12 protein-coding genes are annotated in these 12,887 nt (G+C 34.0%); all 12 read right to left on the reverse strand.

What is annotated here, in order from left to right; translation table 11 throughout:
- Positions 1-8 precede the first annotated feature (8 nt).
- The 12 genes from H8911_RS01700 to H8911_RS01755 all read right to left on the reverse strand — a co-directional run bounded on the left by H8911_RS01700 (position 9) and on the right by H8911_RS01755 (position 12,884).
- Entirely contained in the window at positions 9-1,475 is a 1,467-nt protein-coding gene (locus H8911_RS01700) for a glycoside hydrolase family 1 protein (protein WP_186998506.1), read from the reverse strand.
- 5 nt (positions 1,476-1,480) lie between these two features.
- Positions 1,481-3,331: a beta-glucoside-specific PTS transporter subunit IIABC gene (locus H8911_RS01705; protein WP_186998507.1), complete on the reverse strand. Its 1,851-nt coding sequence runs from the start codon at positions 3,329-3,331 to the stop codon at positions 1,481-1,483.
- A gap of 743 nt (positions 3,332-4,074) precedes the next feature.
- Complete coding sequence (locus H8911_RS01710; protein WP_186998508.1) at positions 4,075-5,937, reverse strand: AAA family ATPase; 1,863 nt, start codon at positions 5,935-5,937, stop codon at positions 4,075-4,077.
- 154 nt (positions 5,938-6,091) lie between these two features.
- Complete coding sequence (locus H8911_RS01715) at positions 6,092-6,754, reverse strand: hypothetical protein (RefSeq protein WP_186998509.1); 663 nt, start codon at positions 6,752-6,754, stop codon at positions 6,092-6,094.
- A complete protein-coding gene (locus H8911_RS01720; protein WP_186998510.1) occupies positions 6,738-7,175 on the reverse strand; it encodes a MarR family winged helix-turn-helix transcriptional regulator in 438 nt (145 codons plus the stop codon). Before H8911_RS01720 ends, H8911_RS01715 begins: the two co-directional genes overlap by 17 nt.
- Positions 7,176-7,335: 160 nt before the next feature.
- A complete protein-coding gene (locus H8911_RS01725; RefSeq protein WP_186998511.1) occupies positions 7,336-8,406 on the reverse strand; it encodes an SIS domain-containing protein in 1,071 nt (356 codons plus the stop codon).
- An 18-nt stretch (positions 8,407-8,424) separates the two neighbouring features.
- Positions 8,425-9,147 carry a GntR family transcriptional regulator gene (locus tag H8911_RS01730; RefSeq protein ID WP_186998512.1) on the reverse strand — a complete coding sequence of 241 codons (723 nt, stop codon included), beginning with the start codon at positions 9,145-9,147 and terminating at the stop codon, positions 8,425-8,427.
- 2 nt (positions 9,148-9,149) lie between these two features.
- Positions 9,150-9,860 carry a GntR family transcriptional regulator gene (locus tag H8911_RS01735; protein ID WP_186998513.1) on the reverse strand — a complete coding sequence of 237 codons (711 nt, stop codon included), beginning with the start codon at positions 9,858-9,860 and terminating at the stop codon, positions 9,150-9,152.
- A gap of 36 nt (positions 9,861-9,896) precedes the next feature.
- Entirely contained in the window at positions 9,897-10,727 is an 831-nt protein-coding gene (locus H8911_RS01740; RefSeq protein WP_186998514.1) for a sugar phosphate isomerase/epimerase family protein, read from the reverse strand.
- 68 nt (positions 10,728-10,795) lie between these two features.
- Positions 10,796-11,623, reverse strand: coding sequence for a PTS system mannose/fructose/sorbose family transporter subunit IID (locus tag H8911_RS01745; RefSeq protein ID WP_186998515.1), 828 nt, complete (start codon positions 11,621-11,623; stop codon positions 10,796-10,798).
- On the reverse strand, positions 11,613-12,389 hold the full coding sequence (locus H8911_RS01750; protein WP_186998516.1) for a PTS mannose/fructose/sorbose/N-acetylgalactosamine transporter subunit IIC: 777 nt from the start codon (positions 12,387-12,389) through the stop codon (positions 11,613-11,615). Before H8911_RS01750 ends, H8911_RS01745 begins: the two co-directional genes overlap by 11 nt.
- A 24-nt stretch (positions 12,390-12,413) precedes the next feature.
- Positions 12,414-12,884, reverse strand: a complete 471-nt coding sequence (locus H8911_RS01755) for a PTS sugar transporter subunit IIB (protein ID WP_118357560.1) — start codon at positions 12,882-12,884, stop codon at positions 12,414-12,416.
- Between the last annotated feature and the right edge of the window lie 3 nt (positions 12,885-12,887).

Raw genomic sequence — 12,887 nt, forward strand, 5'->3', positions numbered from 1 at the left:
TTCTACTATTATTCAAAATCTACACTATTATTTTCGATAACCTTCTTATACCAATAGAAACTATCTTTTCTATATCTATTATAAGTTCCATTTCCATAATCATCAATATCCACATAGATATATCCATAGCGTTTTGAAATTTGTTTTGTTGATTCACTAATCAAATCAATACATGCCCATGAAGTATAGCCCATAAGTTCAACACCATCTTCTACAATCGCATCTAACATACATTCAAAATGCTTTTTCAAATATTCAATACGATACTGATCATGCACCTTTTTATCTTCGGTTAATACATCTCTTGCACCCAAACCGTTCTCAACAATAAATAATGGTTTACGATAACGATCATACAATTCAACCAATGAAATTCTCAATCCCAATGGATCAATTTGCCAACCCCATTGGCTTGTTTCCAAATATGGATTCTTAACAGCCAAAATCGTATTTCCAGGAGTTACATCCAAACCCGTCTTATCTGCAGCTTCACAACTAGACATATAATAAGAGAATGAAATGAAATCTACAGGATATTCCTTCATAATACGATCATCATCGGCTTCTTTGACAATATTAATATTGTTGTTTTTAAAATAAGACAATAAATAAGCTGGATATTCACCAAATACCTGCGTATCACTATAGGCATACGTAGAACGCATCTTTTGTTGCGCAGCCAATACATCTTCTGGCTTACAAGTATATGGATAATATGTAAGTTTAGTCAACATACAACCCACCTTTGAATCTGGAACAATTTCATGACAAATCTTTGTTGCCAAAGCACTCGCCACAAATTGATGGTGCATAGCTTGGAAAATCACTTCTTCGAAGTTTTTACCTTCAAAACGATCTTCAACAAGTCCACCCGTCGTATAAGGATGGCGAATCATACTATCCACTTCATTAAAAGTTAGCCAATACTTCACTTTATTTTTATATCGAGTACAAATTGTTTCCACGAAACGAGTAAAGAAACCAATCACTTCTCTAGAATACCAACCATCATAGTTTAATACTAAATTTAATGGTGGTTCATAATGAGACATTGTCACCAATGGCTCAATACCATACTTTAATAATTCATCAAATACATCATCATAGAATTTCAAACCCTCTTCATTCGGCTCCAAATCATCTCCATTTGGAAAAATTCTTGACCACGCAATGCTCATACGATATGTCTTGAACCCCATTTCTGCCATTAAGGCAATATCCTCTTTATAATGATGATAAAAATCACTACCATGACGCTTCGGATAATTCACTTCATCCTCAGGATGAGCTAAGCCCTCCTCAATATCCTTTGTCGTTATTGAAACATGCTTATTATAATCCTTTACGTCCGCATCAAAATGAGCTCTTGCAACATCCGAAACGGACCATCCCTTGCCACCAAGGTTCCAACCACCCTCAAATTGATTGGCAGCCGTAGCACCACCCCATAAAAATCCTTCAGGAAACTTTTTCATATACATTACCCTCTTTTTACATCAAACAATACATCACCAGTCTTAACATCTCCATATGACTGATTTAATACTTTATAACTTGTACTATTACTATTCACAACCATTACAGTAGGATCTAAATTCTTTTCTTTGATTGCATCCAAACCAAATTCAATTAATAAATCCCCCTCTTTTACTTTATCATTCTGCTTTACAAAAGCCGTAAATCCAACACCTTCCATAGAAACAGTATTTACACCAATATGAATCAAGATCTCAGCGCCATTACTTGTTCTTAAACCAATCGCATGCTTAGTCTCAAATAACATAACTACTTCGGCATCACAAGGAGCATATAACTTACCATCTTTAGGAACAATGGCAATACCATCACCCAAAGTCTTCGATGCGAACATTTCATCACTCACTGTACTTAAATCAACAGCCTCACCATCTAATGGTGATACTAAAATATTCACTTCTTTTTCTTCTTCTGTTAACGATTCAACAACAGCAACATCTTCTTCAACTTCACTATCACTATCTTTCCATAACACAAATGTGATAATGAAAGATCCTAATAACGCAACCGCAAAACCAATACATGCATACATGAAGTTACTTCCATTTGCAGGATCCACAAACATGGACATACTTGCCAAACCAGGCCCTACAACAATAAATGCTTTTACGACAAACAATCCCATCAACATACCAGAAATGGCTCCAGACAATACAACACCAATCATAGCCTTTTTATTTTGTAAAGTAACACCATACAATGCAGGCTCTGTAATACCCATTAAGGCAGAGATTCCAGCCGATAATGCCGTCTGTTTTAAATTTTCATCTTTAGATTTCAATGCCACCGCAAAACAAGCACCACTCTCACTAATATTGTGAGCTAAACTTGCAGGCATATATAAAGCTTCATATCCCAATTGACCATATGTTGTGATGGCATATGGAAGTAAAGCTTTATGCATTCCAGTCGCAATCATAAATGGTAAAATAGCTGCAAGTAATCCTAATGCCACAAATCCAAGTTTTCCATAAAGAGCTAAGATTACAGCCGTAAATAATGTACCAATATTATATCCCAATGGGCCTAAAATCAATAAAGTCACAGGAATTGTGATAGCCAAAGACATCATTGGAACAAAGAAAATACGAATAGCCTTTGGAGAAATTTTATTGAATCCTCTTTCCATCAAGCTTAAGAAAATAACACATAAGATTGCAGGGAATACCTGTGAACTATACGTAACATTCTTTACCGCAAAACCAAACAATGTCATTCCATCTGTAAGAGCTTGTGTAGTTGCAGGCAACAATAAATATCCAACTGCCGCAACCGCAACCAAACGATTTGACTTTAAAGCATTCGCAGTCGTTACCGCAACCATAATAGGTAAGAAATAGAATGTTGCATCTGAAATAGCAGCCAATGCCGTATATACAGTTGAATCATTTGCCAACAATCCAAACATCGAAAGCAATAATAAAACGGACTTTAATACACCAGCACCCGCAATAGCAGGAACTAGTGGTTGAAATACACTAATGATAAATTCTAATAATTTCGCACCACATTTACGATCATCCTTTTTAGCTTCAATACCTTGATTTCCACTTAAAGGACAAATCTTCAATAATGTATCATACACTTCAACAACGTTGTTTCCAATCACAATCTGAAATTGACTTCCATCCACAACGCCCATAACACCCTTGATTTTCTTGATTTTTTCTACATCAACAACACTCTTGTCAACCAAACTAAATCTCAATCTTGTTGAACAATGTTCCAAAGTCGCAACATTCTTCGAACCACCAATTAAATCTAAAATCTCATTTGCAATTTTTTTGTAATCCATAAATTGTTTTCTCCTATCATCTATTTAAGAATGGCCATTCAAAGTGCAAAAAAGGCAGAATCCCATAAACACCTTGAAAAATTCAAAGCAATTTATTAGATCCTGCCTGCATTACCAGTTACATGTCTTTTTATTTGCAGGCATATGTTAACATTCATCTGTAAGCGTTGTCAATACTTTTTGATAAATTATTACTAGCAATCATTTAATACACATACAAGAAAAGCACTAGATACAGTGATCACTCTGAATTATTCTAATGTAAAGACACTAGTAATTCGTTGTGCTTACGTGAACTAGTGTCTTTTACATTTTTCTATAATCAATAATGTGATTCTAAGTATTTCTACTATGGCCATTAAATACATGGCAACATCAATATGTAGATATATATACATAAGCTTTCCTCCTGTAAAAAAATAGAAGGATCTACTTACCTGGAATTCAAGATTCAAGGCCTCAAAACTCCTTAACAAGAGGCAACCATCAACCACATCCAGTAGCCAGTTTCAATTATAAAACTTCAATGTGAAAGCATTATTAATTCCAATAAATTTGTTGCGATTGTTCCTATTTCATCTAAAACGTCTTATTTTCATTGAATTAGATACTCTAAAATTCATATAGAAAGAGAACGTCGAGTAGGCGTTCTCTTGAAGAAATTCTAAAATAATAATTGCAATCCCATCACAATGACCCACATATAAGCACAAGTCTTAGGAATCTTAAATAAAACTACTATTCTAATTTGTTTTAACACAAACACGCTTTCCAGAAAACGCAATCCCAAATCTCAATATCTTTTTGATTCCTTCACTCTTCATCTCAGAATCATATTCCATACTATGAATCTGACAAAGAGCTTCATTTGCCAAAAGCGTTAATTCATGATCATCAAGATTCTTTTTCCACTTGAGTTCCATAATCATTCCAGGATACTTATCATCTCTAGGAATTAAGCCAATGTCAAATCTTCCTTTACCAGACTCTCTATTCGACTTTATTTTGTACTGATTATCCATCATCGAAATCAATCCTAAAATCAATCCATGATAGAAAGATTCACTAGCCGTATCATAAAAGCTAATTGCTTTATTCATATATTCAGAAATAGCTTTTTCTAGTTTTACATAATCATTTAAGAACAAACTTTCCGCAATCTTATCTGCAGTCGTTCTTGAAACTGCACCAATCTGCATCAAATGTGCCAAAACCTCACTTTTATAAACGGAAGCTATCTCTTTATTGGGAATCGATACCTGACACAAATAAGATCCATCCGCCTGCAATTCTTTAATCGTTGTTTTCAAATACCCAGCTACCAATAATAAACTATAGATATTAGCTGGATCATCTGTAAGTGAACGATAAACAACATTTTGATCAATTCTTGCCAAAACTTTATCCCCACGAATCAAAGAATAAAGCTTTTCTGTTATATCCTCATCCGCCACTTTTAAAACATCTTCGAGAATCTCATTCTTTCCAGTATTCACCCAATATGCCTGTGGAACACACCCCTTCGAAATATAATTAATAACAGACCACGGATTATAGATTTCTTCATTCCCAAACAAATATCCATCATACCATTCTTGAAGTTCACTCTCTTTTTCAGCAACTCCATAATACTCTAACATTTTACTTACTTCTTCATTTGTAAATCCGAAATAACGATCATATGCTTCATCCATCACTGAGTTCACAGTTAAATTATTTAATCCACTAAAAATACTTTCTTGAGCAATTCTCAAAATTCCGGTTAAAAAGCCGTAAGAAAGATTTTTATTATCCTTAAAAGCACCGGAAAAGAAATTTCTCATAAAGCCGATGATTTCATCATAAAAATCCTTAGAATACCCTTCCTGAATTGGAGTATCATATTCATCAATAATAATAATTGGAGCTTGATCATAATGCGTCGCAAGCATCTTAGATAACTTTTCAAGTGAAAAAGACAATTCCACTTCATTTTCTGTTGCACTTAATATTTTATTAAAATACGCCTTCTCATAATCCGATATTTTTCCACTACTCAACAATTCTTGATGCCTTCCATATTCTTCTTGAAGTAACGATTTAATTTTCTCTACAGTGGCCTGCGAAGAATCAAACTTTACATCTTTAAAAGTAAGAAAAATCACAGGATATTTACCTTGATGCATTCGATAGTTTTCCCCACACTTCCAAATATTCTTATCTTTAAAATATTTAGACGTATCCTCATCCACCTTTTCAAAATACACTCTAAGCATATCCATATTCAATGTTTTTCCAAATCTTCTTGGTCTTGTGAATAATGAAACCAATGGCTTTTGATCTAAAAACTCCTTAATTAACATTGTTTTATCCACATAATAATAATCCGATTGAGCACGCACATAGTCTGAAATACCAATAGGCAATGCCTTTCTATCTGTACTCATCCCTTTTTTACAGTATTCACCAGACGAAATTCTTCCATCTACCGGTTTTGTTGCTTCATCTGGAATTTCCCAATTTTTTCCATTCTTAACAGCACCCGGAATTCTTCCCGATTTACACAAATTCGAAACTGCACGAACACTAATATTCCAAATTAAAGCCATTTCTTTACAAGTTTTCATGTGAACACCACCAATCCTACTACCAATAGTATACCCATTATTCGGAAATATGTCGAATTTATTCGGTATTTTATTCGGTAGATTATCGACTTATAGTGTTATTCTTCTTTTTGAAAAAATTAAAAAGGTGCAATGAAGCACCAAGTTTTGTGAATTAGAATAATAATTGTAATCCCATCACAATGACCCACATATAAGCACAAGTCTTAGGAATCATCAATAAACCAATCTTTGGTTTTGTCTTAGACCACAATGTAACCGGAATGTAGCAACCAAAAGAAATAATGATGGCTGCAACCATACGGTTCATATGTAAATCGTACATATTTCCTGAAATGGCATAAAGAATTATCACACCAACTCCAGTTACCGCAAACACGGCATTACGAATCACAGAAAGCTTCCTATTTCCTTCTTCGGAAGTCCAATTGTTTTGTGGTAAGAAACATACAACGATACGAATAATAGCTGAAATCCAAATCATAGCCTCAACCCAAAGTGGAGCTTGTAATGTTGGGAATGTTAATTTCCAGATAAACAATAAAATAATATAGAATACGGTCATTGTGATTGAAGATACCTGCAATCCAATTCCAAGCTGTCTTTTAATTTTATCATTTGTACCATACAAAGCCCTTTTAATACGAGGAACCAAGTGGAATGCGTCTCCACCACACAACGTTAATGTTAATACACCATATAATATGAACAATGGATTTCCTTTCGAATATACAAAGAATAAGATTCCGGCAATTAAGTCAAAAATCAAATAACAAGCATCAAAAATTACTTCCATTAAATCAGGAATTTTTTTCATTTGAAATCATCCTTTCTGCATTGTCATACACCTTTTGAAATACACTCATAAACACTTTGATTTCTTCTTCACTAAGACCTTCAAACATATCTTGTGCAAACTCCTTTTGCGCCCATATTCCATCTTCAATTACTTCATTGGCCAATTGTAGTAAATGAATAGTTACATGCTTTTTATTGTCTTTGTCGACTCTTCGCTCAATAAAACCATGATCTTCTAATACTTTAAGTGAAGTCGAAACATGAGACTTTGTAGACTTACGAATACGAACAATGTCCGCAGCCGTATTGTACGCAGGATTGTTGTAAATAAACATTAATATGTCATACTCCAACTGTCTTAACTGATATTTTTCGCAAACTCCAGAAACCTTCATCTCATAATATCTCGTTATCGTTTTATGTTCATCCCAAAAGTGCATATGCGCTCTCCTCATCGTTCTATTTAGAACATTAATATTCTATAGCTCATGAATAGGTTTGTCAATAAAAATCATTGACACCATTCTTACGTCAACTTCTCGTAATTTTTATACATCTATATAAAAAAAGCCTTCCAAACAAGTCGAAAGGCTAATTACACTAATCTTCATATGTGATTGTTTTTGAATTAACGATCTTTTTAAATTCCTCAAACAACGGATGTTTAGGAATAGATCTTAATTCTTTACTAATTCTATATGCGAATAATTGGAATACTTGAAGATACGTTAAGGATACAGTATCTGCACAAGGATTTAGTAACGTTAATACATGATCATCATCATATGCTTTATTTGTGATGTAATATACACGGTCTGACACAGCACGAGATGCTCTATAGATTTGGTATGAACGATCTGAAGTTTCATCTTGCGCATCAATGATAAATACATTGTGCTTTGGAGAAAGTTGCAAATTCGGTCCATGAATATATTCTTCTAATTCATATGCACAAGAAACAACCTTCACAGTTTCACCAATCTTTAGTGCTGCCTCTTTAGCTACACCTTCACAAGGACCACAACCAGCTGCATACATATTTTCCATAGATAAGAAATTCTTTTTAAACTTTTCTAAGAAAGCTTCTTCATGCACAAAATTTTCCTTTTGCATAGAAGCATAACTTTCACAATATGTATCAAGCCAAGCTGTATCAACCATTTTTCCTTGTTTTTCTAAAATTGCAAACGTAAGTTTTATTAAGAATAAGGCAAGTGTTGTTACACCCTTAGTAACATACCCCTCCTTTTCTTCGTCTACATAATCAATCACAACTTCAGCATGATCTTTAATATCACTCTTTAAATCCCCTGTTAAAGCGATTGTTTTACGATTTAATTTTTTTAATATATCCAATGCATCTAATGCATTTTTACTATATCCACTCTGTGAAACGACAAACACAAAGTCATCTTCACACAACACTGGATAGTATGCGAATGTATATGGATTTATCACAGTGACATCTACACCTAAATATTTTTCCATAACATATTTAGCACACCAAGACCCATTTCCACTCGAACCAGAAGCTATAATCTTAATATTTCTATAGTTTCCATCCATATAAACCTGAGCCAATTTATTCGTCTGTTCTTTATTTTTATATACTGAATTTAAAATATCCTGCGTCTGCAAAATATAATATTCCATTGTTTCTAATTGTTCCATATTGTTTCCTTCGTGAAATTATATTCTAAAACGATACGTGGATTTGTCACTTCGAATATAACTATGTGTATATTCCACGACATTTTTTTCTTTATCAAAGCCAATATATTGAAATCGAAATACAGGTTCTACAAGATTTCCCAAAAGTTTTGAGATTCGATCATCTGGAAATTGTACGATTAATGAACGATGGAAGTCACAAGGATCATGATCTTTCTTTGCCATAAAATCATATAATGACACTTTTGAAAAATCATAGTCTTCAATGCCCTCTACATACTTGTATGGCATATAGGCAATTTCCACAGAAAAAGGTTCATCATTGTAATAACGAACACGCATTAAACAATAAACGTCTTCTCCTTCTTCTAATTTCAAGTGTGCACGAATCGAAGTTGTCGGCTCAATCTTTTCTGCAACAATGACCTTACTGTCAATTGAAAAACCTTGTGCCTTTAAAAAACTACTAAAACCACGATGTTCATTTATCGCATCATAGTTTCCCCATGAAGGTTTTACAATTTGTTTTGCGACAAACGTTCCTTTATAAGGAACCTTAATCAATACACCATCTTCAATCAAGACATTAAGTGCTGATCGCACTGTCTGTCTGTTCACACCATATTTTTCAGCCAAGTCTCTTTCAGACTCCAAACGCTCACCTGGCAACAATTCTCCATTATCAATACGATTTAACAACGTATTTTTTAATTGTAAATATAAAGGTATACGTAGGTCCATAATCAATTCTCCTCATCCGCATAAATAAAGCGGTTCATTCGCATCACAGATTCATGATAACTTTTATATTGATTATCTTCTGTATACAAAATTCCTCTTCGCAATACCAACGGACTGTTTTCTTCCACACCCAAATATTTACTTTCAGTTGGATTTGCGTTTACTATAAGAATTTCCTGCTCCCCATGCGTAAATTTTACATCATAATATTTTTTTAAGACTGAAAACAATGAATTATTCTCTAAATCTTTATCTAATAATCCCGAAAATTGTTCAGCTTCAAAATAAGCTGTCTCCAAAGAAATAGCTTCTTCATCTAAATAGCGAACTCTTTCAAATTCAATTAATTTTGTTCCTAACGCAACACCCATTTTCTTAATTAATTTTTTATTACTTTCAATAACTCTTAGAAAAACCACTTTACGATGCATCTTTTTGCCCATATTTTCAATACGCCCACTCATACTTGAAACGACATTTAACGTTTCCATAATACGTGGTTGCGATACATAATAACCCGATCTTTCAACGCAATAAATCCAACCCTCATCGAGCAAACTCTCTAAGGCCAAGCGCACAGTTGCACGCTGACAATTAAATATTTCACAAAACTGTCTTTCGCTAGGTAATTTGTCATGAGGTTTAAATTCACCTATCTCAATCTTATAACGAATCTCATCCGCTATATAAATATCTCTTGTAATAGCCTTCATAAAAACCTCCTCATACACTAGTTTATTATACCATTTTTATTTCGTTTCTAACTGATCAAAAGCACTTAAAGTCTTTTCCTCAGCTTCCCAAGGCTTTTCATAATATCTAGAGTTTACGCTTTCCAACGACAGATATCCATGGTATCCATTGACCTCTAAATCAAGAAGATCTTGTTTTAAATCTCTTGTTCCATCTGACCATGCCAAGTGACCCGTTGGCTTTCCATCCACAAAGTGTGTATGTATCACATCTTTTCCAAATGCATCAAAATAATCTTGAATCGTATTATTGACTCGTGCCATTGCACCAAAATCAATACATACCTTTAACTGTGGATGATTGACCGCATCCAAATATGCCTTTAATTGTTCTACACTATTCGCAAGAACAGATTCATCTGGTTGTAATGCTTCGATTGCCACCAAAATATTGTTTGCCTTTGCATAATCACAAACCTTACGCATCATTTCAACCGAACGATTCCAAGCACCTTCTACAGATTCATCATAATAAGCCCAGCCTGTTGTGATCAATATATGTTGGGCATTGACTTCTTTTGCGATATCCACCATTCGACAATAATATGCATATACATCTTCTTGACGTGTTGGACTTGCCACATTGTTCGGCTTTGGATTTGTTTGTTCTGGACAAATACCAATAATTTTTACATCATATTTTTTTGCGTATTCCTTAAGCTGTTCTACACTCTGATTCTTATTGTAGTCCACATAGAAATGCATAGGACCCGTCCAAATCTCTACATTTTTAATACCTAAACGATTCATTTCCTGAAAAAACCGTTCAAAAGAATAAAATCTATAATGACTGTTCATTCCACATAATCGATTTTTAAAATTTTTCATTTATTTATCCTCATCAGAAATTAAAGGGTTGAAAAAAGTCTTTTCAACCCTTTATATATTATGTTTAATTATGCCAAAATACCGAAGAATGCACAAACAATACAAAGTGCCATCATCGCAAACATAATTACTAGTGGTTTAACTTTCTTATTTAACAACATATATACGAATCCAGTTAATAATAACGGTAATAATCCAGGGATGATTCCATCAATAATAGCCTGAACTGTTGTAGCTGATTCACCACTACCAATCGCAATTGGAACTGTCAAATAAACCATTTCTGCAGCCATAGCACCTGCAACTGTTAAACCTAAGATACTTGCTGCTTTACTAATTAGATCCATTACACCAGATTCTTCTGCAGAAGTAATGAAGTCTGAACCAAATTTGTAACCTGCATATACCAATACGTAACGTAAGATGAAGCTAGGTACGTTGAAAACCAATAAGAATAAGATTGGTCCTAAGATACTTCCTTGTAATGCTAACGAAGTACCTACACCAGTAGCTAAAATTCTTAATGTTCCCCAAATAAAACTATCACCAATACCAGCTAAAGGACCCATGATAGCTGTCTTAACACTTGAAATAGAAGTCGTGTCAAAGTTTTCCATGTCATTTGCACGTTGTTCTTCCATCGCAACTGTAATACCCAATGGCAATGTAATACATTGTGGAGTTGTATTGAAGAACTCTAAGTGACGTTTACATGCTTCTTTAAGATCTTCTGGATTTGTATAGATTTTTTGTAATGCTGGAAGCATTGAATATAGATATCCATCATTCATCATACGTTCATAGTTCCACGTATGTTCCATTGTAATGGCGTGTAAGAATACTTTTCTTAAATCTCTTTTATTAATAACGCCCTTGTATTCGTAATTAGAACTCATCTAAGCCATCTCCTCCCTCAACAACTGCAACTTTTCCTTTTTGATCTTTTTCTTTAAAGAACATTAAGACTACATAAGCCAATGCGAAGATTGCGATTGCTGTTGTATTTAAACTTAAATATTGAACTGCGAAGAAACCAATGAAGAAGAATGGAGCAATCTTTTTGTCCATGATCATCTGTGCTAACATCGCAAAACCTAATGCAGGAATAATTCCACCTGAAATATTAATACCTGTTTGTAACCATTCTGGAATTTGACTTAATAATCCAACTACAGCTTCACTTCCAAAATAGAATGCACATGGAATTACTACTAAACGAGGTAAGAATGAAGCATAACCACCAAAGAAATAGTGGAATTTAAATTTTCCAATGTTACCATCTTCAATATCTTTATCCATCAAGTGAGTGAAAACCAACATAATTGGAGCACTTAATACTGAGTTCAATGCCAACATAACTGTAGAAATTGGTAAACCTAATGCCAACGCTGTCTCAGGACCTGCTCCAGCTTCGATTGCTAAAGCTGTTCCTAAGATAGTTCCTGAAATCATATCAGGAGGTATGTACGCACCAATTGAAACAGCACCAATAAACGCCAACTCAAGAGTAGCACCCATAATAATTCCTAATTCTAATTGACCAAACGCTAGACCTACCAGTGGTCCTAAAACTAGCGGTCTTTGAATTAATGATGTGCCCAACAAGAATTCTGAAACCGCGAAGAACGTGATCAAGAAAATTAATAAAGTCTTAACTAACATCTTATTCTTCTCCTCTAAAATTTTTTATTTTAATAAATCTTTTGTATTAACACGTTTGTCTGATGGAACCATCTGTGTAAATACATCAAATCCATCATCCATTAAATCTTTTAAGATCTTTTCATCGTTATCACTTACATAAACCGCTGTCGAAATTACGTGACGATCATCTGTTGGTTTTGTACCACCAAGGTTGATCTCCTTAATATCTAACGCTCTTGCAAGTCGATCAGCATCTTCAACACTTTCAACTACGATAAACAATTTGTACTTATCTGTAACACCAGATTTGATTGCTGCAACCGCATCATCAACTGTTTTAGCTACAACCTTTACGCCACTAGGTTTAGCCATTTTAATAGCTGACATACGCAATTTGTCATTCAACAAAGTATCACAAGCCAACAAAATACAATCTGTACCAAGTTGTTTACTCCAACTAAAAGCTACCTGACCATGTAATAAACGGTGATCAATACGAAGTAATTTAATCATTGT

This window comes from Holdemanella hominis, assembly GCF_014306155.1.
Lineage (GTDB): Bacteria > Bacillota_I > Bacilli_A > Erysipelotrichales > Erysipelotrichaceae > Holdemanella > Holdemanella hominis.